We start from the raw sequence: 21,998 nt of genomic DNA on the forward strand, positions 1-21,998 counted from the left end.
TGGATACCTCCTAAAATTTACCCCGCCGATTGCCGACAGCCTGAGCACTGCTCGCCAAGATTCGGCACCCCTTTTTGAGAACACTATAACGCAGTTCCCTAGATTACAAATGACGGTGGAACCCTAGCCCCCAGCGATCGCCCCCAACCTCTGAGGCGCGATCGCAAGCCCGCAATTGGGCGAGCAGAACCACCATCCGATCCAACCCCGCACGCAGGTGTGCCGTTGTTTCCCCTGCTTGATTGACAACCATGCTAAAGACTAGGGGGCGATCCTCGAGGGGTTCCACATAGCCTGCTAGGGCAGCCACCCCTCGCAAAGTCCCTGTTTTGGCCCAGACGCGATCCTGAGCTGCCGTATCCCGCAGACGCTGGCGCAGGGTTCCGGATCGCCCCGCAAGGGGGAGCGATCGCCGCCACAGCAAGGCATGATCGGTGCGCGCCATTTGTTGCAACAGCGTCACTAAACCATTGGGGGTCAGCCAATCTTGCCGCGACAGTCCGGAACCATCCACTAACACAGCCCCTTGCACCCCAATCTGCGCCAAGTAACGTTGGCGATAACCGGGTTGTGCAGCCTCCAGAGCTGCAAAGAGCATTTCTGCATAGAAATTGTCACTCTCTTGGAGAATTGGCAAGATTAACTGGCCTAGGGGGGGTGAGGCATGGCGCACCAATAAATCCGGTAACGGCTCTGCTGTTTCCACAGGGCGAATCTGCTGCACCTGAATGCCTGCTTGGGCAAAGGCACGCTGCACCTGCTGCTGAAGATAGGGGATGGGCTCCCGCAGGGGAATGCGCATTTCTGCTGGCTCACTGCCCCTATGGAGTTGACCGCGCACAATGATCTGCTGGCCGCGCACCTCACTTTCCAAAAATTCCGGCTCAGAGGGAGCCACGGTGCGGGTCTCATTGACCACTCGAAAATTAGTCTCCGGCTGCCGTAGGGCTAAGGGTTGACCCAACTGTTGCGGTCTCACCTCTAGGTTGAGGGCATTTTGATTGATACTTAAGCGCAGAATGACGGCCGCATTACCCATCGTGAGGTCTTCGATTGCCCATGTGGGTTCAATCGTCACGGGTGTTACGCCGCCAAGCTCCAAGACTTGAATCTGGCGAATCCCCTGCTGAGCAAGGCTAGTGGCCATTTGTTGCAGGGCTTGGCTGCTGAAACTGGGATCAAAACTGCCCTGAAGACGCAGGGTTGTTCGGTCGGGCGATCGCGCGCTCAGGGTGGTGACAAAGCGATGACTCGCTCCCCAGTAGTCAAGGGCGGCAGCTACCGTGGTCAGCTTCACATTCGAAGCCACCAAAAAGAGTTTTTCCCCTTGGTGGTTGTAGAGCACCTCGCCACTGCTCAAATCCCGCACCACAATGCCCCACTGTCCCCGTTGCCATTGGGGGTTTTGGATCTCCTGTGCAATAGCGCGAGCCAAGTCTTGGCGGCAGAGACCAAAGACGGCAGGGGAAACCAGCAGGAGAATAAGACTAGCAGGGGGCAGAAGCCATCGAAGCCATACCATGGAGCACTACGTCCTTGACATAGACCCGATCGCAGCGCTGCGTTTCCACACCCGTGGCGGGCCGATAGCCCGCCTTCTCGTACAAATGTACAGCCACAGTCATCACTGAGGCGGTTTCAATCCAGATTTTGCGGTAGCCCGCCGCTTGAATTGCTGCTTCCAGATGGTGCAGGAGGAATGTCCCTAGACCTTGGCCACGCACCCGCGGATGAAGGTACATCTTGCGAATTTCCACAGCCGCTTCGCCCCGCTGAATGGGATAGAAAGCAATTGTGCCAACGACTTCCGCAGCTTGCTCCACCACCCAAAATTGTCCACCCCGGCGATGGTAGTAATCTTCAACGTGAACCACATCGGCATCGGCTCCCTCGGGTTGCCAAGAGAGGCCAAACTCACTGAGGACATTGGCAATGAGGTGCATGACCGCTGCCCGATCGCGATCGCACCAATGGCGCACCCCACACCCCCCATAGTGAAGAAAAAATGCACTCAAGGACGGCTGCCTCCAGTAGAATGACAGTTCTTTTCACAGAGAGAGAACCCAGGCAAAAGCATCAAAACCACTCTGCCTCAACGGTCGTGGCGAAGACCGGCCTTCAGGCACCCCACTGAAAAAAGAACTGTACTGCCACTCTAACGATTCAGCGTGAGGCGCGCAAGATCATTTTGCTACTGTTTTTATCTTGGTTTCATCTTTGCTGCCGCCGTCACTCTCCTAATCGCCAAACTAGTATAGGAAAGGATGCTGAACAAACGGACGATGCAAGACTTTGGCGTTGTGATTGTCGGTGGTGGCCTAGCAGGCTGTCGGGCTGCTTTGGAAATTTGCCGGCTGGCCCCCGAGACCCCCATTGCCCTTGTGGCCAAAACCCATCCCATTCGTTCCCACTCCGTTGCCGCCCAAGGGGGCATTGCGGCTACCCTCAAAAATGTGGACACCGAAGACTCTTGGGAAAGCCATGCCTTTGATACGGTCAAGGGGTCAGACTTTCTTGCGGATCAGGATGCTGTAGCCATTCTTGCCCAAGAAGCGCCCGGTGTGGTGATTGACCTTGAGCACTTGGGGGTGCTCTTTTCTCGCCTGCCCGATGGCCGCATTGCCCAACGTCCCTTTGGCGGTCACACTCACCCGCGCACCTGCTATGCCGCCGACAAAACGGGTCATGCCATTCTCCACGAACTCTACTGCAATCTCCTGAGGTACAATGTCACCTTTTTGAGTGAGTGGTATGTGCTGCGGCTGATTGTCGAGGAGCAGCAGGCCAAGGGGGTCGTTGCCTACCACATTGAAACGGGTCAACTGGACATTCTGCGGGCATCCGCCATTCTTTTTGCCACAGGGGGCTATGGTCGGGTCTTTAATACCACGTCTAATGATTTTGCCTCCACTGGGGATGGCTTAGGGATGACGGCACGGGCAGGCTTACCCCTTGAGGATATGGAGTTTGTCCAATTTCACCCGACGGGGTTGTATCCAGCGGGTGTCTTAATTTCTGAGGCGGTGCGCGGCGAAGGGGCTTATCTACTCAATGCCGAGGGGGAACGCTTTATGGCACGCTATGCCCCCAGTCGTATGGAACTGGCTCCCCGTGATATTACTTCGCGGGCGATCGCCATCGAAATTCGCGAAGGGCGGGGCATTCACCGTGATGGTTCTGCGGGTGGGCCTTTTGTCTATCTCGATGTCCGCCACTTGGGTCGCGAAAAAATCCTGAATCGCATTCCCTTCTGTTGGGAGGAAGCCCATCGCTTGGCGGGGGTGGATGCGGTGGTGGCGCCGATTCCTGTGCGTCCGACAGTGCACTACTCCATGGGGGGCATTCCGGTCAATGTCAATGGTCAGGTGCGGGCCAATGCCACAGAAATGGTGACAGGGTTTTATGCCGCCGGCGAATGTGCCTGTGTCTCGGTGCACGGTGCCAATCGCTTGGGCAGTAATTCTCTCTTAGAATGTATAGTCTATGGCCGCCGCACCGGTGCCGCGATCGCCAAGGATTTACCGAGTCTGCCCCGCCCCCAATTGGACCCCCAGCCCTATCTACAAGCAGCAGAGCAGCAGATTCAACACCTCTTTGATCAAGCAGGGGATCTGCGCCTTGCCCAACTGCGGCGGCAAGTACAGGATTGTATGACCCAATACTGTGGTGTCTTTCGCACGGCTGAGTTAATGCAGCGGGGCTTAGGGGAATTGCAACAGCTCAAGGCTGCCTATGGCCGGATTCGTCTTGACGATCGCCAGCGCTATTGGAACACAGAGCTGATAGAAGCCTTTGAGTTGGCCAATATCCTAGTGGTTGCTGAAGTCATTTTAAGCAGCGCCCTTGCCCGCCAAGAGAGTCGTGGTGCCCACTTCCGTGAGGACTATCCCCAGCGGGATGATGTCAACTTCCTATGCCACACCCTAGCCACCTATCACAACAGCAACGGCATTCAAATTGACTATCTGCCCGTCACCATTACCCTGTTTCCCCCCCAAGAGCGCACGTATTAAAGCCATGCGACGGTTACCTGCAACCCCTGCCCTCAACCGTTTTATTATTGGCATCACCCTCTTTATCCTCATCATGTTGGTGGCAGTGGCGGGCTATACCAGCTTTGGCTGGCACTGGCTTGATGCCCTCTATATGTACGTGATCACCGTGTTTGGCATTGGCTATAGCGAAGTGCGACCCCTGATTACGCCGGCGCAACGCTTCTTCAACATGATGATTATTGTGGCCGGCAGTGCTGCAACCGTCTATACCATCGGTGCAGTGGTGCAACTGTTTACCGAAGGGGAGATTAAGCAACTCCTAGAGATGCAGCGGGCCAGCCGCGACATTAACAAACTCAAGCACCACGTTATTGTCTGTGGCTTTGGCCGCATTGGCCAGGTGGTCGCTCAGGAGTTAACCGCCACCAAAACCCCTTTTGTGATTTTGGATGTCAATGAACAGCGCATTGATTTAGCCATCCAGTCGGGCTATTTGGCCTATTTAGGAAGTGCGGTGGAGGAGGAAACGCTACAAGCGGTGGGCATTGATCGGGCGATCGCCCTTGCTACAGTGCTGCCCAATGACACGATCAATGTCTTTATTACGCTGACGGCGCGCTCTATGAATCCGAGTTTGCTGATTGTGGCGCGGGCGAATTTCGCTACGACAGAATCGAAGCTACGCCTGGCAGGGGCAGATCACATTGTCTTGCCGACAAAAATTGGCGCCAGTCAAATGACGAACCTCATTCGGCGGCCCCGCATTGATTTCCTCGAACAAACGGGCGATCGCGAAACCCTCAACGACCTCTTGAGCCATATTGATGCCCGCCTCGAGGAACTGGAGATTACCCCCGATTACCCTTATGTAGGGACGCGCTTGACAGGACTGGAGGTACGCGGTCAAGGGGCATTTATCATTGTTGGCTTGCGCAAAAGCGATGGCCAACTATTCCCGACCCGCACCAATCCCCTTGTGGAAGTGGGCGATACATTGATTTTATTGGGGCACGCCCAAGATGCCCCCAAGCTCATTCGTAAGTATACCGCCCGGGTCCGCTACCCCCAATGACACCCCCCTCTCATCTTCCTGAGCTCAAGGAGCACGTCATCATTTGCGGCTATGGTTCTCTAGGTCGCACCTTGGCGAGGAACTTGGCCGCCGCCCAAATTCCCTTTGTTGTGATTGACAACCAGCGGCAGCGACTACGGCTTGCCCAGCAGTCAGGGCACCCTTTTTATCGCGGTGATGATCTGATGGATGAAAATGAACTCTTGGCCGTGGGGGCAGATCGCGCTCGCACTTTGGTGGCGGTTTTAGACGATGATGCCAGCAATGTCTTTATTACGCTAATTGCCCGTCGCCTCAATCCCAAATTGCAAATCTTGGCCTACGGTGAATTACCCACCACAGAGTCCAAACTGCGTTTTGCCGGCGCAGATCATGTGGTCTTGCCCTCGAGTATCAGCGCCCAGCGCATGGTACAGCTCATTACTCGCCCCACAGTCTTGGATTTTCTGGAGGAAAAAGAGGAGCGCAGTCACCTCATTGAGCTGCTCAGCCAGCTTGATCTCCAAATTGAGGAGTTTACGCTGCCCCCAGAGTCGCCCCTAGCAGGGCTAGAGATCGCCGATGTGGAAGCAGAAGGCCGCGGGCGCTTTATTATTGTCGCTGTTCGCCATCCCAACGGCGCCTTGGTGACCCATCCCCCCTTAACCCTGCCCCTAGCGGCGGGGGATACCCTCATTGCCCTTGGCCGAGCAGCGGAAATTCAAACCTTCTTCCGCCAACATGCTCACCGCCAGAGGAGTCGCTATCGCAGCCTAAGAAGTTAACCCTTCAGGCCAGCACCAGTGTGTGAGGGAATTATATATCGCTGCAAGAAAATAAATACAATGAACACGGGCACAATGGAAATTACTGAGCCAGCGGCAATGAGTCGCCAATCCAAGGAAAACGTGCCCGCCAAGGTCACCACACCAATGGGGAGCGTATAAAGTTCCGGTTGATCCAAAACCAACAGCGGCCAGAGAAAATCACTCCAAGCGCCAATAAAAACAAAAATCCCAAGGGTAACGAGGGCAGGGCGAATAGCAGGCAGCATCACAAACCACCACAGCCCCAATTCTGAGCAGCCATCGAGGCGAGCCGCCTCCTCTAGTTCCTTGGGCACTGCCATAAAAGCCTGCCGCAATAGAAAGATACCAAAGGCAGAAGCCAAACTCGGCAGCATTATTCCCAGATAGGTATTGCGCAGACCCAACTGCACCGCCAAAATAAACAGGGGAATCATGATGATTTGAAAGGGAATCATGATCGTGGCCAAAATGGCGGTAAAAATCACCTCCCGCCCGCGAAAGGACAGCCGTGCCAAGGGATAGGCGGCCAAGGCTGAAGTCAGGAGATTACAGGCCACCGTTAAAACCGCCACCAGTGTACTGTTGAACAGGTACTGGCCAAAGGGATTCGTTTGCCAAACCGTCACAACATTTGCCAATGTGGGTTCGGCGGGCAGCCAGCGGGGCGGAAAGGCAAAAATATCTTCATTGGCAGACTTAAAGGCGGTACTGGTGAGCCATACCAACGGGAGGAGCATAGCAATCGCGATCGCCCCCAACAGTAGGTAGGTCAAGCCTTGCCGCAGGGTCATCGCCGCGTCCAAAGATTGGTAAACATCATCAACAGACCACCAATGACAATGGCGATCGCTAGACCGCCAGCCATCCAATCCAGCGTTGTCGTTTCCATCTGCAATTTCCCAAGGGTACTCTTAAACACTGCTAAACACTGCGCAGGGCAACAATCGGATCCAGCCGCGCCGCCCGCTGAGCGGGAACCACCCCAAAGAAGAGGCCAATACTGCCCGAAACACCGACAGCCAGAGCCACAGCAACGGGGGCAACACCAGCCTGGAGGGGGGTTAGGATCGCCACCAACATGACACCGCCCACACCGAGGCCAGTACCAATTAGGCCACCGAGGGCAGAGAGGATCATCGCCTCAATCATAAACTGTGCCAGTATATCCCGCTGAGTAGCACCAATGGCCTTGCGCAGGCCAATTTCTTGGGTACGTTCTGTGACGGACACCAGCATAATGTTCATAATGCCAATACCCCCCACCAGCAGCGAAATGCCAGCGATCGCCGCCAACATCAAGGTCAGGGCATTGCTGATATTGCCGATAATTTGCAGGGCTTCCTTTTGAGTTTGAATAGTAAAATCATCCTCATCCACAATTTGATGCCGCAGCCGCAGTAGGTTAGTTATCTGAAACTTAGCAGCATCAATGCTTTGCTCATCGCGGGCAGACACCGAGATAAAGGTTAAAGAAATTCCATAGGGAGAGCGCTGCCCAACAATGCGGGAAGACATCGTCGTAATGGGAATGTAGGCCGCCTCATCCTGATTATTGCCGAGGAAGGCGCCCTTTTCAGCCATGACACCAATCACCTCAAAGGAAAGATTCTTAATCCGCACCTGCTGACCCACAGGATTCTCGTTGATAAAGAGCTTCTTCGCCAAATCCGAGCCTAAAATCACGACGCGGCGATGCCGTTCCATATCCTCATTAGAGATAAAGCGCCCCTGCGCCACAGTAAAGCTGCGCACTGAGGGAAAGGTCGGGGTGGTACCCACAATCAGCACATTGGTGTTGCGGCCGCGATAGGTTACCCGTTGTTGCACTTGGATTTGCGGTGCCACTTCCTTGACCGTGGGCACTTGGGTGGCGATCGCCTTGGCATCCTCCAGGACAAGGGTTTGTGGCACATTAAACGTGCGGTTACGGGCTTGGGGGGTCCCCGGCACAATAAAGAGTGTATTGGGTCCCAAGGATTCAAACTGGCTAGCGGCATAGCGCTGTGCCCCCTGACCCACACCGACCATGGCAATCACTGCCGCATTGCCAATGATAATGCCCAACATCGTTAGGCCACTGCGGAGCCGATTGGCCTTGAGGGTGGCGATCGCCATGCGCACACTTTCGCCAATGTCCATACTTTGCACCGAAAACACCTGTCTTTAATCTAACTTGGGATCTGCTTTACCCTCAGACCTCCAGTTGTGGGTTCAGGATTGGGGTAGGGGAATACTTTTGCCGTTGTAGAGATTCATGGCCACTTCAACCCCAGACTGAATACTCAACTCAATCGCATCCACAGCAAGGTCAAGCACAGCGGGTAAAATAGCCAGTTCAGTGGCTGAAAAATGTCCCAAAACAAAGGGCACAGCGTTGCGAGGTCCCATTTGCTGCTTCAGGCGATCGCCAAAGGCAATGCCCACCTTCAGGCGAGGAAACTGTTGGGAATGACAATGCTGAATAATGGATTTCATCCCGTTGTGTCCCCCCGCTGAGCCACTCAGGCGCAAGCGCAGCCGCCCCAGGGGCAAATCAGCATCATCATAGACCACAAGGGTTCGTTCGAGGGGCAGCTTATAAAAGTTCAACAGGGCATAAAGAGATTGCCCCGAGCTATTCATATAGGTGGTGGGCTTGAGGAGGCGCACCTTTTGACCATGAATCAACACCTCCCCTACCTCCCCCAAGAAGCGCCGCTGCTGGGTCAGCTGCACCCTATAGCGCTCTGCTAGGGCATCGAGGACACGAAAACCAACATTGTGGCGAGTTGTGGCGTACTCTATTCCTGGATTTCCAAGGCCAACAATGACACAGGGCTGGAGTGCCATGCCACCTAAAGGGAGGTTTCCCGAGGCGATTCAGCCTCTGCCTTGGCCTGTTGTTCCTCCTCGAGGGCAGCGGTCTGCCGCTTCATTTCATCTTGGAATTCGCGGGAGGCTTCCTCAAAGGCGCGCTTTGTTTTGCCAAGACTGCGGCCAATTTCCGGCAACTTCTTCGGGCCAAAGATGAGCAGTGCCACCACCAAAATGACGATGAGTTCCGGCAGACCGATCCCAAAAACGTTCATGGATTATCCCAGTGCTTTCCAACTCACGTTAACACCATCGATGATCAGTGTTGAGTTATAGATTTCCAGAATGATCAGCAAAAAGACCAAAAATAGCCCCATAAAGACCGCCATCAGGGGCGTGGTACCCCAACCGGGAGCGACTTTACCGTATTCAGAGTTCAAGGGGCGGAGAATATCCCCGAGCCAAGTCCGTCGTGCCATAAATTCCTTTTTTGAACGAAATGAACAGCGTTTTAATGTTTCGTAATATTATAGAAGCATATCTTGCTCCCATTTAGTACGCTTCTATGGAACCTGCAACAGTTCTTAGCATTGCTCTCGCTGCCGTCTGCATTGGTGTGACTGGTTACTCCATCTATCTTTCTTTTGGCCCCCCCTCAAAGGAGCTAGCGGATCCCTTCGACGATCACGAAGACTAAAATCACAATCCCTCGACGGGAACCCCCAAAAAGCTGGCGATCGTTGCTCCCTGGGTTTCCAATTCAGCCAAGGGCAGGGGGGTGCCCACGCGAGTCAAGGGGACTTCACCCCGGCCTTTTATCTTCAGGTAGAGGGCCCGCTTTGGGTTGAGTCCCTCTTTAATGACAATTTTCACAGCTTGGACATCGCCAATGGGGCAGCTTACCTCAATTTGGCGGTTTTTACCGGGGAAGCCCCAGCGAAAAATGCGCACAAAGCCCGTTTCTTTGTTGAACTCATTAAAGCCACCGCCCACATCCCAGGCGATCGCCAGCCACAAATAGGTTGCCAACAGAAGCGCCGCCAGCCCATAAAAGCCAATGGCAATCCCTTGGGGAATAAAGACCAAATCAATTGGGTTGCCGATGGGCAAGAGGTTGCGGTGCAAGTAGCTAGAGAGGCCAGCTAGAAAGAAACCAAGGCCACCAATGGAGACCGCTGTTGCCCAAAAGTAGTTACTAGGGCGACGGGATCCCAGCACCCTATAGCGCAGAACGGACTCTTGACGGGGGGATGGCTCAGTTATAGGAGTTATAGGAGAGTTCGTCATAGCTCGCGTTGCCAAAGTTCAAGCACCTTACATCTTAAGAGAAACTGGGGGTATTCCCAAAGGAAGAATCCCTGTGCTCCACAAGGCTCTGCATAAAAGCTAGGCTAGAACTACCCTTGGGTGGCTAATTCTACCGGTAGAGTAGGGAAGTCCGAAAAAGGGTTTTTCTTGCAATCCATACAATATAAATAGTTATAAACTGTAAAAACGGGTCAAAGGGTCAGCTATGCAACCATCCAATCCAAATCAATTTACCGAAAAAGCATGGGCAGCGATCGCCCGCACGCCGGATCTGGCCAAGCAGGCACAGCATCAGAATCTGGAAAGTGAACACCTGATGAAATCGCTGCTAGAGCAAGAGGGACTGGCGACACAAATTTTCCAAAAAGCTGGCTGTTCGGTGCAGCGAATCCGGGATCTGACCGACGAGTTTATTAGCCGTCAGCCAAAAATCAGTCATCCCAGCGGCGTCTACCTTGGACAGAGCCTCGACAAGCTTCTCGATCGCGCCGAAGAGGCACGCAAACAGTTTGGCGATGAGTTTATCTCAATTGAGCACTTGGTGTTGGCCTTTGCCGAAGACGATCGCTTTGGCAAGAAACTCTTTCAGGACATTGGCCTTACCGAAAAAGTGCTGCGGGAAACGATTCAGCAAATTCGTGGCTCCCAAAAAGTTACGGATCAAAACCCAGAGGGTAAATATGCGGCACTGGAAAAATATGGCCGTGATCTGACCCTCTTGGCTCGCCAAGGGAAACTGGATCCGGTGATTGGCCGCGATGATGAAATTCGCCGCGTGATTCAGATTCTCTCACGGCGCACCAAAAATAACCCCGTCCTGATTGGTGAGCCGGGGGTGGGGAAAACCGCGATTGCTGAAGGCCTTGCCCAGCGGATTGTGGCGAGGGATGTGCCCGATTCCCTGCGCGATCGCCAGTTGATTGCCCTGGACATGGGCGCCTTGATTGCCGGTGCCAAGTATCGCGGTGAATTTGAAGAGCGCCTGAAAGCTGTTCTCAAGGAAGTCACAGATTCCAACGGTCAAATCATTCTCTTCATTGATGAGATTCACACCGTTGTTGGCGCAGGGGCAACCCAAGGAGCCATGGATGCCGGCAACCTCCTCAAACCAATGCTGGCACGGGGGGAACTGCGCTGCATTGGCGCCACCACCCTAGATGAGTACCGCAAATACATTGAGAAGGATGCGGCGCTTGAACGGCGCTTCCAGCAGGTCTATGTGGATCAACCCAGTGTGGAGGACACCATCTCCATTTTGCGGGGTCTCAAGGAACGCTATGAGATCCACCATGGTGTAAAAATTTCCGATACCGCCTTGGTGGCAGCGGCGACCCTCTCCGCCCGCTACATTAGCGATCGCTTCTTGCCCGACAAAGCCATTGACTTGGTGGATGAAGCGGCGGCCAAATTAAAAATGGAAATCACCTCGAAACCTGAGGAACTGGATGAGATTGACCGCAAAATCCTGCAATTGGAGATGGAGCGGCTCTCGCTACAAAAGGAAACCTCGGCTGCTTCCCGCGATCGCCTTGAGAAACTCGAAAGAGAGCTAGCCGACCTCAAGGAGGAGCAAAGCCGCCTCAATGCCCAGTGGCAAGCGGAAAAAGAAGTTATTGACCGTCTCCAAGCCATCAAAGAGGAGATCGAAAAAGTCAACATCGAGATCCAACAAGCGGAACGCAACTACGACCTCAACCGTGCCGCCGAACTCAAATACGGTAAACTCACAGAACTCCACAAAAAACTGGCGGAAGCCGAAGCCAAACTGCGGGAGATTCAAGTGGGGGGTCACTCCCTATTGCGGGATGAAGTGACCGAGGCCGACATTGCTGAAATCATCTCCAAATGGACTGGCATCCCCGTGAGCAAACTGGTGGAGTCGGAAGCCCAAAAACTGCTGCACCTTGAAGAAGAGCTGCACAAACGGGTGATTGGTCAGGATGAGGCGGTCACCGCCGTCGCGGAGGCCATTCAGCGCTCCCGTGCCGGGCTAGCGGATCCCAATCGTCCCATTGCCAGCTTCATCTTCCTGGGGCCAACGGGTGTCGGTAAAACGGAATTGGCTAAGGCCTTGGCAGCCTTTATGTTTGACACCGAAGAGGCGCTGGTGCGCATTGATATGTCCGAGTACATGGAAAAACATGCCGTGTCTCGGTTGATTGGGGCACCTCCTGGTTATGTGGGCTATGACGAAGGCGGTCAACTCACGGAAGCTATTCGCCGCCGTCCCTATGCTGTGGTTCTCTTCGACGAGATCGAAAAAGCCCATCCTGATGTCTTCAACGTGTTTCTGCAAATTCTTGATGATGGCCGCGTCACTGATTCCCAAGGGCGCACGGTGGACTTTAAGAACACGATCATCATCATGACCAGCAATATTGGTTCCCAGTACATTCTCGATGTGGCCGGCGATGACAGTCGCTACACAGAAATGTACAACCGTGTTATGGAGGCAATGCGGGCCCACTTCCGACCGGAATTCCTCAACCGCGTGGATGAATTTATCATCTTCCACAGCTTGCGCAAGGATCAATTGCGGCAAATTGTTCAATTGCAGGTGCAGCGGTTGCAGCAACGCCTCAGCGATCGCCAAATGACCTTGTCCCTCACTGAGAAGGCGATCGACTTCTTGGCCGAAGTGGGTTATGATCCTGTCTATGGTGCCCGCCCACTGAAACGCGCCATCCAGAAACAACTGGAAACCCCCATTGCTAAAAGCATCCTGCGGGGTGACTTCTTCGACGGCGATACAATTCTAGTGGATGTGGGCGAAAGCGAACGCCTCAGCTTCCGGCGCCAAGTGGAACTCGCAACCGTTTAGGCGCAACTGAAGGTCAGACGGGAGGACTGAGTGGGGCTATCCCTTCGGTCCTCTTTTGATCGGTAGCATTGTCCAGGGCCTTCGCCGGCCTAGCCGATGACGCCGGTGTTCAGTTAACTGCTACTCCCGATAGTCAGAGCATTGCCAGATCAAGGAAACCTGCTGCTAGACAGTGTAGGTGTTATCAATACCAGCAATGACGGCGCCTATCCCATGGAGTTTTACTCCCCTTGTGCGTGTTAGAGGGCCAACAAGGAGCAAGAAAAAGGGCGTGTATCCTAGGCTGTGACGGTATATTGGATTCAGGCTGCCCGCCCCAATCTTTGGTGATGAGGAAACTTGTGTTCATAGTCGGTGAGCAACAGCAATGGTAAGTTCTGGTCCCCAGCCCCGTCCAGAAGGGTTTGCTGCTCTGATGCGGAACAAGAATTTCCTCAAGTTATGGGGCGGTCAAATCATCTCCCAACTGGCGGACAAAATTTTTCTCGTCCTCCTAATTACACTGGCGGTTTCCTACGATGCCAGCTATGAGCTGCCGGGCTCTAAGGCCTCAGCCGTAATGATCGCCAATACGCTACCAGCGGTTTTTTTGGTTCAACGGCGGGCACCTTTGTGGATCGCTACCCAAAGCGGGAGCTAATGAGCATTACCAATATTTTGCGGGGGCTACTGGTCTTTGCCCTGATCTTGATTCCAAAGCGGTTTACACTGCTGCTCCTGATTGCCTTTTCTGAGTCCATCCTCACGCAATTCTTTGCCCCAGCAGAACAGGCGGCAATTCCCCTGCTGGTGAAGGAGGAAAATCTCCTCTCGGCAAATGCCCTCTTTATCACAACAATGATGGGGTCACTGGTGGTGGGATTTGCCATTGGCGAGCCATTGCTAAGTGGTGCCGTGGCCATAGGCGGTGTCTATGCCCGTGAAATTGTTGTCGGTGTGCTGTATGTCATCGCGGGGTTGGTTTTAGCCTCGATTCGCTACCGAGAAGCAGTTCATGAGGGCGATCGCCACCTGAATGTTTGGCAGGACTTGCGGGAGGGGTTTGACTACGTGCGCAAAAATCGCCTCTTGGGCACTGCGATGCTCCAGTTAACAATCCTCTACTGTGTCTTTGCCGCCTTGACAGTGCTGGCGGTCAGTATAGCCCAAGAAATTGGCTTGCGGCCCAACCAGTTTGGCTTTCTCTTGGCCGCTGCAGGGCTGGGGTTGATTTTAGGGGCGGGGGTTTTGGGTCAATGGGGGGAGAAATTGCATCATCGGCCCCTGCCCTTGATTGGCTTTTTGGTGATGGCAGCTGTCTTGCTGGTCTTTGCCTTTGTACATCATCTGTGGCTGGGTCTGGGCTTGAGTATTTTGCTGGGGATGGGAGCGTCTTTAATTGGTATTCCCATGCAGACCCTGATCCAGATGCGGACTCCTGCGACGATGCGGGGTAAGGTCTTTGGCTTCCAAAATAACGTTGTCAATATTGCCCTCAGTGTGCCCTTGGCGATCGCGGGCATTCTTTCCGACTTCCTTGGCCTCACGGTGGTCATGGTGGGGATGGGGGGCGTGGTGGCGATCGCCGGGATTTGGGCGTGGCGGAATACACGCGCGGTTCTTGAGGATGCGATTTAGGAGGGAGGGATGCCCCTACTACATTTGAGTACTTGGCCAGAGGTCGAAGCCTATCTCAACACTTCCAAGGGGATGATTATTCCCATAGGCTCTACGGAGCAGCATGGCCCTATGGGTCTAATCGGTACTGATGCCCTCTGTGCTGAGGCGATCGCCAAAGGGGTCGGGGAAACCACCCAAGCGCTTGTTGGCCCCACCATTGCCGTGGGCATGGCTCTACACCATACGGCTTTCCCCGGCACCATTAGTTTGCGCCCTAGTACGTTAATTCTGGTGATTCGCGACTATTTAGTGAGCTTGGTACGGGCAGGCTTTCAACGCTTCTTTTTCATCAATGGTCACGGCGGCAATATCGCTACAGTCAAAGCGGCCTTTGCTGAAACCTATGCTGTCTTGACAGATTTACAAATTCCAGAGGCTGATCAAGTGCGCTGTGAATTGGCCAACTGGTTTATGTGTAGTTCGGTGATGCAACTGGCGCGAGAATGGTATGGCGATCGCGAGGGTTCCCATGCCACCCCCAGTGAAGTCGCGGTGACCCAATTTCTCTATCCAGAGGCCATTAAGCGGGTTCCCCTCAATCCCGAAGTCAATAGCAGTCATGCTATCTACAGTGCCGCAGATTTTCGCCGCCGCTATCCTGATGGTCGTATGGGGGCAGATTCCAGTTTGGCCACCCCTGAGCATGGACAGCAATTTTATCAGCGGGCTGTTCAGGAGTTGAGCGATCGCTACCGTCAATTTCTTCAAGCCGACTAAATGACTGTCTCTCTCCCCTCTCAAACATGGCACTGGCAAGGATACCCGATTCTCTATCGGTATCAAGGTAGCCAAGGTACCCCCCTACTGCTGATTCACGGCTTTGGTGCCTCTAGTTTGCATTGGCGCAACAATATTCCTCCCCTTGCCGCTTACCATCGGGTCTACGCCATTGATTTGTTGGGCTTTGGTGGCTCCGCCAAACCCGCTCCCTCGACTCTCCCCTACACCTTTGAGACCTGGTCAACCTTGGTTTTGGCCTTTTGCCATGAGGTGATTGGCCAGCCTACCGTTCTTATTGGTAACTCTATTGGCTGCTTGGTCGCTTTACAGGCCGCTGTTTTCCAGCCAGCGTGGGTCCGTCAATTGATCCTGCTCAACTGCTCTCTGCGTCAGCTTCACGATCGCAAACGACAGCAACTCCCTTGGTACCGCCGCTGGGGAACCAGCCTACTCCAGCAACTTTTAGCCAATCGCACCCTTGGCACCTACTTTTTCCGCCAAATTGCCCAACCCCGTACTGTGCGCCGCATTCTCCACCAAGCCTATGCCAACGCTGCCGCGGTCACCGATGAACTAGTGGAGATATTACTCACCCCTGCCCAAGACGCCGGGGCTGCCGATGTCTTTCTGGCCTTTGTGCGTTATTCCCAGGGCCCCTTACCCGAAGACCTGCTACCGCAGATCACCTGCCCCACCTATTTCCTTTGGGGCGCCGCCGATCCCTGGGAACCGATTGATGAAGCTCAGAAGTTAGCTAAGTTTCCCTGTGTGCAGGAGTTTGTTGCCTTACCAGAGATTGGCCATTGCCCCCAAGATGAAGCACCTGAGCAGGTGAATACCCACATTCTGAAATGGTTGGGCAAAATTTCCATCAGCACCTAGGATATGCTCTGAACTCATGTTATACTGATAAAGCTTAACGGGGCGTAGCGCAGCTTGGTAGCGCACCACTTTGGGGTAGTGGGGGTCGTGGGTTCAAATCCCGCCGCTCCGATCTTGAGAGTATTGAAAACTTGGTTAGGGCGATCGCTCTCCTTCTGCGCTTTGACGGTGAACTTTATTATTCCTATCGAGCGATCGCTCCTCTATGCTGAACCCGTTTACCTCGAAGCCGATCCAGACCATCTCCCCACTTTGGCACGGGGGGTGTCATGGATAATCAGCAAATCGTCATCGCTCCCACTTGAGAGGCGGGTCTTGAGTAACTGTCCCCGTGGTAACCCGCTTAATTAAAGCAAATGCTGAGAGAATCCCACTGGCCTGAGGGGGCGATTTCTTTCAACTCATCAACCGACCGAAATTTTCTACCCCCTTGGTGGTTTCTATACCTTTCGAGGCGTCCAATAACAACCTGAGCCTCGTCGATGGTCAATCCCGGAACACGCTGCTTAAGACTCTCAGCATCTCTGTAGCGGTTGATGCGAATATTTCGCCGCTTTTGTAATGGGGTGGGGGATGACTCTAGGATGTTCCTAAGGATTTTAACTTGTTCTGAGAGATTCATCACCTGCTGAGATTGCTCAGTCATTTCTTGATGGATGCTTTCTATCTGTTTTTTGAGTGGTTGCAGATAGCGATCGAGGATGTTCGTGAATTCTGAGGCTGACAGAGGCAACTGTAAGTAGACCCCTTCCTGTTGAGGGGGATGCCCTTGGGCATTGATTTGCATCAGCGTTTTGATACGCTCTTGGAAATCTGAGACTTCTTGGTCATCCGCCAGTTCAACTCTGGTGGCCCACAACTGCTTAATCCCCAATTCCCGAGCAAAGTCCACAACTTCCTTGCCAAAGACAACTTCGTACTCTACATCCCCTGTCTGGCTGGTGACTGAGCGAATAATTAAGGGAATCAGGTTGGTCTGGTACTTTTCTAGATCCTCACGGATCAAAGTCGGTGAAACATACAGTAGCGCTTGGGGATAGTCATCGGGAACTTTTAGGAGATCAATGTGCACCTGACCCTGATGCACATCGTATAGACCAAGGTACCTTGAGAGTCTGTTGGATTTACTCATGCTGTGGAAATGCCTCAGTGGAAAGATGGCGCGCCAAATTTTCAAATGTTGTCGTTAGCTCATCAATTGGTTCTTGATCTGCTCTTGATAATTCCGCATATAGATTTCTGCTAAATATGGGTTGCTGTAAATCTGTTGCTTTTTCTATAGCAGCGCGCTTAGGAATCCATGTGTCTTTAGGCAAGAGATTAGAAACGACAGCATACTCGCGAGCTACTCTCTCAAGGATATCCTGGAGCCTCTCTTGCATCTGCGCATTGACAGCAGAGTTCCTCTGATCGTACTTATTAACGGCAATACCCAGAAGCCGCGGCGGGTTATCCATTACAGGTCTGAAGGCTTCTAGGCGGGCCAAGACATACTCAATCGCCCGTATGGGGTAAGGGGCAAATTCTATCGGAATCAGAACCCCATGGGAAGCCATCAAAGCAATGGCATTGACTTTACCAAAGGCAGGGGGTGGATCAATTAGGATGATATCGTAGGGGTGGTTTCTTAGCTTTCTTTGCAGGACGCGATCGATATCTATTGTCCTAATCAGGTCGGCTTCTTGGTCTGCGAGGCGAATGTGGGAGGGGACAACGTCTAAGTGGAGATTGTCCCAACGCTTTCGATAGACGACTTCCTCGAGGGTGACCTTTGGTTCTAAGAGGAGGTGAGCAATGTCTTTCCGGCCTTGATCCTCAATATCCCTCAGGGGATCAATGCCTAAACCAATGCTAAGATTCGACTGCGGATCAATATCAATGAGTAGCACGCGCTTGCCCATGGCAGCAAAGGCAGCACCTAGGTTCAGGGTAAGGGTTGTTTTCCCCACTCCCCCTTTATGATTAAAGACAGTAATAATCATGGCAGTCCTCTGAGGATGTGTTGAGGGAAAAGCATAATTTTTTTGCAATACTTTTTCAAGGTGATGATAAATCTTGAGTTGCTCTTGGGTTAGGGCGCTCACGAGCGCTTCAGCAGCATTGCGGTGCAGTACCTTGGTCAGTTTTTGAATGCTTTTTCGCTCCAACTGGCCGGCGGCCCACTTGAGTTGGCACAGGGGCTTTTTTAGGGGATTTTGATAAAAGAGTTGGTAATCTTTACCATTGATTAAAAGGCCAAAAACCGCTTGAGCTGCTGCCATGTATTCCCGCAGTTGCTGTTGACCGCTGAGCCTTGACTCATTTGAGGATTTGACCTCAATCACAAGGTAGTTGAAGGAGCGATCGCCCGCCAGCGGCAAGGAAATGAGAAAATCGGGATAGCCATTCCCTAGCTTTGGCTTGATCCAATAGTTTTGAAGATCATAGCCCCATGCCTTTAACAAAGGTAGGACTATCTTCCGTTCAATCTCGGCTTCGTTACCCCTAGGCATTGCTCAGTGTCCTTGCCGTTACCTTCTGAGTGAGTGCCAGTGGCTAAAATTAAAGGGAACGCTGCCTAAGGGGAAGCCGCCAAAAAGGCGTGGGCAACAGCCCAGCAAACACTCGTAGAACAATGAGTGCGTGCGCAAAAAAGGTCAGAGCTACCCAAAAGCGGGGAAACCAATAGGCACGTGGGTCGCTACTGAGGGGGGGAAAAAGTTGATAGCCCAGCCAAATTAAGGCGGGAGGCAAGGTTACCAATAAAACTGCCAGAATTATAGCCGTATAGGTGAGGCTAGCGGGGGGCGTGTTGAGCGATCGCCAGTTGGTACCCGTCCACTGCCAGCGAAATGCCATGGCACTGTCTTCGAGCCGTGCTGTTTGATGGACAAAATCCAAGCTGAGAATATGGCGGCAAAAGTTACAGGCATAGGTATCCATCAGTACCATCGGCGCAATTTGCCCGTGACGGCAAACGGGGCATAAATAGATGCCATTGGCTTCCAAGGGCTTAGCAGGGGTGGACTCTGGCATAAGCTACGCTTGGGGATGTAGCGCCCGTTGTTCAAGACCGCGGTAGAGACGGTTCAGGGCATTCATATAGGCTTGGGCAGAGGCCACAATAATATCCGTGTTAGCGGCATGGCCAGCATAGATGCGATCCTCGTGCTGTAGCCGAATTGTTACCTCACCGATAGCATCAATGCCGGCGGTAACGGATTGCACCGAGTATTCAATGAGGCGATTGGGAATTTGCACCACACGGTTAATGGCACGATAGACCGCGTCCACAGGGCCAGTGCCAATGGCGGCATCGGTCAACTCTTCACCACTGGGGGTACGCACGGTCACCGTTGCTGTTGGGCGGGCATGATCACCGCAGGAAACTTGGACAAATTCCAGTTGATAGCCCCGCAGATCAATCCCTTGGCTTTCATCCTTGGCGATCGCCTCCAGATCCCAGTCAGTGATTTCTTTTTTCTTGTCGGCGAGATCCTTAAAGCGCAAAAAGGCCTTATTGAGTTCCGTTTCACTGAGTTCAAAGCCCAATTCCCGTAGGCGGGTGGCAAAGGCATTACGGCCAGAGAGCTTGCCCAAGACAATTTGGTTATCGGCAAGGCCAATCAGTTGGGCATCCATGATTTCATAGGTTTGCTTGTGCTTGAGGACGCCATCTTGGTGAATCCCCGATTGGTGGGCAAAGGCATTGGCACCCACGATCGCCTTGTTGGGTTGAATCAGCATCCCCGTTAGGTTTGAGACCAAGCGGGAGGTTTTATAAATTTCACGGGTGTTGATATTCGTCAAGGGTTCCTCTGATTCGGGTGGGCGACCTAGGAAAGGATTGAAGTACTGCCGCCGCACATAAAGTGCCATAACCAATTCCTCAAGGGCAGCATTCCCCGCACGCTCACCAATGCCATTAATCGTACACTCCAGTTGCCGGGCGCCATTTTTCACCGCTTCCAGGAAGTTAGCAACCGCCAAACCCAAGTCATTGTGACCATGAACCGAGATGACGGCGCGATCGATATTGGGCACATTTTCCTTAATGCCTTTGATCAGGGCACCAAACTCGGCGGGGGTGGTGTACCCCACAGTGTCAGGAATGTTGACCGTCGTTGCACCAGCGTCAATGACCCGCTCTAGAACTTCATAGAGAAACTCAGGATCTGAACGCCCAGCATCCTCTGGGGAAAACTCCACATCATCCACAAAAGACTTGGCATAGGCCACCATTTCTTGCGCAATTTCCAGTACTTCAGCGCGGGTTTTCCTGAGCTTGTACTCTAGGTGAATATCGGAGGTGGCAATAAACGTGTGAATGCGAGGATAGTAGGCAGGTTTGAGGGCTTTTGCGGCGGCTTCAATATCTTGGCGGGTGGCACGAGCCAAACCACAAATGACAGGACCGGTTTCAGTGCCTACAGTTTCGGCAATCCGCTGTACGGCTTCAAAGTCGCCAGGGCTGGCAAAGGGAAAACCCGCCTCAATAATATCCACCCCCAGGCGAGCCAGTTGACGGGCGATCGTCAGTTTTTCATCCACATTCAATGAGGCCCCTGGGGACTGTTCACCGTCCCGCAGTGTGGTATCGAAAATTAACACCCGATCAACGGTCTGGGGAGGATATTTAATGCGCATAGACAAGCCCCATCCAAGCTTGAGAAAGAGTACCAGTCATTTTAACTCTAACATTTTCGCTGGGGAGCAATGGTTAGCTTTTGCGGCGGGAAGCCCTGCGTCTTATCCGCTGGCGGTCGGGAGTCGGTCACGGAACCTGCCAAATGCGTTGGTGATAACTGGGCAAGTGATCTAGGTCCACGCTTGATGCATGGTGATGGGGGTGACCCCCAGGATCGTGGCTGTGGGAGGGGTGCTCATGATCGTGATGATGGTGGTGAAGATGGCCATGGCCTGCCACCAAGCGGAATTTGCAGGTTTCACAGTTCATGGCCACCTGTCCCCCATAGGTCTCAATTTCCCGCCGCCGCGTTAGATAAAACAGTTGCGGATGCAAGCCAATTTCCGGCAGGTTCACGTATTCAACATTGGGATAGGCGGCTTGGGCTTCTGCGGTGAGGGCATAGATTTTCTTGACGAGTGCCCCTGTAAACATGAAGTGGGGCAGGACAATCACGCGGCGGGGGCGGTGAAGATTCGCCCGCGCAAACCCTTCGGGTAGGCGAGGATGGGTGATGCCAATGAAGCACACCTCAACCGTTTGGTACCCACTGCCCTCCCAGAGCATACGGGCTAGCTTAAAGACGTCGCCATTGGCATCGGGATCGCTGGAGCCGCGTCCCACCATTAAGAGAACGGTTTCTTCACGGCCAATGCCTTGGGGGTTAAATTCTGGGAAGTCCAGTAGTTCGAGGCGCGATCGCCAGAGGCTCAAGATTTCTGGGGCAAGGCCATAGGGGCGGCCATAGTGGTAGCGCAACTGCGGAAAAGCACGCCGGGCCCGATCCAACTCGTTCGTAACATCAAATTTATTGTGGCGAGCAGCAAAGAGCAAAATCGGCAGCACTGACAAATCGGTATAACCTGCGGCCGCACATTGGCTCAGAACCTCAAAAATCGAGGGTTCGGTTAACTCCAGAAAACAGGGAAAAACAGGCCGACAGGAATCCAGTTGATAATAGGCTTGGGCAAAGTCCAAAAATGCTTGGCGACCCTCAGCATCACGCGTGCCATGACCAATGAGCAAGAGGGGGCGAGGCTGGGGGAGAGGGGGTAAATCGAGACTAAAACCAAGGGGATTGAGAATTGAATCGTTAAGCGCAACAACCACGTTGAAACTCCATGCCCGTGCGACGCAGGCAAATAGAGTGAACCACAGCAAGTAGGCATTCTGGCTGAGGGGAGTTCCCCATCACAGCTGCGGCACAGCACCAGACTTGCACTGGGTTTTCCCTACAGGCTGCTTTTCACAGTGAACGTTGCCAATTCTAACGAGATTCTCAAACCCCTGTCTA

20 protein-coding genes, 1 tRNA gene, 1 pseudogene and 1 riboswitch are annotated in these 21,998 nt (G+C 53.3%); of the genes and pseudogenes, 9 read left to right on the forward strand and 13 right to left on the reverse strand.

Features of this window, described 5'->3' with window-relative positions; translation table 11 throughout:
* Positions 1 to 103: 103 nt before the first annotated feature.
* Together dacB and NK55_RS02375 are read right to left on the reverse strand one after the other, a co-directional pair.
* On the reverse strand, positions 104 to 1,522 hold the full coding sequence (gene dacB, locus NK55_RS02370; RefSeq protein ID WP_024124240.1) for a D-alanyl-D-alanine carboxypeptidase/D-alanyl-D-alanine-endopeptidase: 1,419 nt from the start codon (positions 1,520 to 1,522) through the stop codon (positions 104 to 106).
* On the reverse strand, positions 1,488 to 1,943 hold the full coding sequence (locus NK55_RS02375; RefSeq protein WP_398508292.1) for a GNAT family N-acetyltransferase: 456 nt from the start codon (positions 1,941 to 1,943) through the stop codon (positions 1,488 to 1,490). The genes dacB and NK55_RS02375 overlap by 35 nt, the downstream gene beginning before the upstream one ends.
* A 339-nt stretch (positions 1,944 to 2,282) precedes the next feature.
* Here NK55_RS02375 and NK55_RS02380 point away from each other — a divergent pair, with 339 nt between their 5' ends.
* The 3 genes from NK55_RS02380 to NK55_RS02390 are packed head-to-tail and all read left to right on the forward strand — an operon-like array spanning position 2,283 to position 5,831.
* Positions 2,283 to 4,013, forward strand: a complete 1,731-nt coding sequence (locus NK55_RS02380; RefSeq protein ID WP_024124242.1) for a succinate dehydrogenase/fumarate reductase flavoprotein subunit — start codon at positions 2,283 to 2,285, stop codon at positions 4,011 to 4,013.
* Positions 4,014 to 4,017: 4 nt separating this feature from the next.
* Positions 4,018 to 5,067 carry a TrkA family potassium uptake protein gene (locus NK55_RS02385; protein WP_024124243.1) on the forward strand — a complete coding sequence of 350 codons (1,050 nt, stop codon included), beginning with the start codon at positions 4,018 to 4,020 and terminating at the stop codon, positions 5,065 to 5,067.
* Positions 5,064 to 5,831, forward strand: a complete 768-nt coding sequence (locus NK55_RS02390) for a TrkA family potassium uptake protein (RefSeq protein ID WP_024124244.1) — start codon at positions 5,064 to 5,066, stop codon at positions 5,829 to 5,831. The genes NK55_RS02385 and NK55_RS02390 overlap by 4 nt, the downstream gene beginning before the upstream one ends.
* Here the strand turns inward: NK55_RS02390 and NK55_RS02395 are convergent.
* From NK55_RS02395 to psbH, 5 genes are all read right to left on the reverse strand, one after another.
* On the reverse strand, positions 5,828 to 6,646 hold the full coding sequence (locus tag NK55_RS02395) for a carbohydrate ABC transporter permease (protein WP_024124245.1): 819 nt from the start codon (positions 6,644 to 6,646) through the stop codon (positions 5,828 to 5,830). The two genes, NK55_RS02390 and NK55_RS02395, sit on opposite strands and share 4 nt — an antisense overlap.
* A gap of 130 nt (positions 6,647 to 6,776) precedes the next feature.
* Entirely contained in the window at positions 6,777 to 7,994 is a 1,218-nt protein-coding gene (locus tag NK55_RS02400) for an ABC transporter permease (RefSeq protein WP_041428988.1), read from the reverse strand.
* A gap of 72 nt (positions 7,995 to 8,066) precedes the next feature.
* Positions 8,067 to 8,684, reverse strand: coding sequence for an aminoacyl-tRNA hydrolase (pth, locus tag NK55_RS02405; protein ID WP_024124247.1), 618 nt, complete (start codon positions 8,682 to 8,684; stop codon positions 8,067 to 8,069).
* 5 nt (positions 8,685 to 8,689) lie between these two features.
* Entirely contained in the window at positions 8,690 to 8,923 is a 234-nt protein-coding gene (locus NK55_RS02410; RefSeq protein WP_024124248.1) for a TatA/E family twin arginine-targeting protein translocase, read from the reverse strand.
* A gap of 3 nt (positions 8,924 to 8,926) precedes the next feature.
* Entirely contained in the window at positions 8,927 to 9,127 is a 201-nt protein-coding gene (psbH, locus tag NK55_RS02415; RefSeq protein WP_024124249.1) for a photosystem II reaction center phosphoprotein PsbH, read from the reverse strand.
* 86 nt (positions 9,128 to 9,213) lie between these two features.
* Between psbH and psbN the strand changes: the two genes are divergently transcribed.
* Complete coding sequence (gene psbN, locus NK55_RS02420; RefSeq protein WP_011057227.1) at positions 9,214 to 9,345, forward strand: photosystem II reaction center protein PsbN; 132 nt, start codon at positions 9,214 to 9,216, stop codon at positions 9,343 to 9,345.
* Between the two features lie 2 nt (positions 9,346 to 9,347).
* Here psbN and NK55_RS02425 read toward each other — a convergent pair whose 3' ends face one another.
* Positions 9,348 to 9,935, reverse strand: coding sequence for a photosystem I assembly protein Ycf4 (locus NK55_RS02425; protein ID WP_024124250.1), 588 nt, complete (start codon positions 9,933 to 9,935; stop codon positions 9,348 to 9,350).
* 226 nt (positions 9,936 to 10,161) lie between these two features.
* Between NK55_RS02425 and clpB the strand changes: the two genes are divergently transcribed.
* The 5 genes and pseudogenes from clpB (at position 10,162) to NK55_RS02450 (ending at position 16,150) form a co-directional block, all read left to right on the forward strand.
* Complete coding sequence (gene clpB, locus NK55_RS02430) at positions 10,162 to 12,777, forward strand: ATP-dependent chaperone ClpB (protein ID WP_024124251.1); 2,616 nt, start codon at positions 10,162 to 10,164, stop codon at positions 12,775 to 12,777.
* A 367-nt stretch (positions 12,778 to 13,144) separates the two neighbouring features.
* Positions 13,145 to 14,394 (forward strand): annotated as a pseudogene (locus NK55_RS02435) (MFS transporter).
* Between the two features lie 9 nt (positions 14,395 to 14,403).
* Positions 14,404 to 15,153 (forward strand): creatininase family protein, encoded by a 750-nt coding sequence (locus NK55_RS02440; RefSeq protein WP_024124252.1) that lies wholly within the window; start codon positions 14,404 to 14,406, stop codon positions 15,151 to 15,153.
* Positions 15,154 to 16,038 (forward strand): alpha/beta fold hydrolase, encoded by an 885-nt coding sequence (locus NK55_RS02445; RefSeq protein WP_024124253.1) that lies wholly within the window; start codon positions 15,154 to 15,156, stop codon positions 16,036 to 16,038.
* Between the two features lie 38 nt (positions 16,039 to 16,076).
* Positions 16,077 to 16,150 (forward strand) — tRNA-Pro (locus NK55_RS02450).
* A 231-nt stretch (positions 16,151 to 16,381) separates the two neighbouring features.
* Here NK55_RS02450 and NK55_RS02455 read toward each other — a convergent pair.
* From NK55_RS02455 to NK55_RS02475, 5 genes are all read right to left on the reverse strand, one after another.
* Complete coding sequence (locus NK55_RS02455) at positions 16,382 to 17,170, reverse strand: hypothetical protein (RefSeq protein ID WP_024124254.1); 789 nt, start codon at positions 17,168 to 17,170, stop codon at positions 16,382 to 16,384.
* On the reverse strand, positions 17,163 to 18,482 hold the full coding sequence (locus tag NK55_RS02460; protein WP_162147163.1) for a ParA family protein: 1,320 nt from the start codon (positions 18,480 to 18,482) through the stop codon (positions 17,163 to 17,165). Before NK55_RS02460 ends, NK55_RS02455 begins: the two co-directional genes overlap by 8 nt.
* A gap of 97 nt (positions 18,483 to 18,579) precedes the next feature.
* The gene (locus NK55_RS02465; RefSeq protein ID WP_024124256.1) at positions 18,580 to 19,053 is read right to left on the reverse strand and encodes a hypothetical protein; all 474 of its coding nucleotides are present in this window, start codon (positions 19,051 to 19,053) and stop codon (positions 18,580 to 18,582) included.
* A 3-nt stretch (positions 19,054 to 19,056) separates the two neighbouring features.
* A complete protein-coding gene (locus NK55_RS02470; protein WP_024124257.1) occupies positions 19,057 to 20,664 on the reverse strand; it encodes a 2-isopropylmalate synthase in 1,608 nt (535 codons plus the stop codon).
* Positions 20,665 to 20,791: 127 nt separating this feature from the next.
* A complete protein-coding gene (locus NK55_RS02475) occupies positions 20,792 to 21,814 on the reverse strand; it encodes a sirohydrochlorin chelatase (protein ID WP_024124258.1) in 1,023 nt (340 codons plus the stop codon).
* A gap of 32 nt (positions 21,815 to 21,846) precedes the next feature.
* Positions 21,847 to 21,991: riboswitch (cobalamin riboswitch) on the reverse strand.
* Between the last annotated feature and the right edge of the window lie 7 nt (positions 21,992 to 21,998).

Origin of the sequence: Thermosynechococcus sp. NK55a (genome assembly GCF_000505665.1) — a bacterium.
Lineage (GTDB): Bacteria > Cyanobacteriota > Cyanobacteriia > Thermosynechococcales > Thermosynechococcaceae > Thermosynechococcus.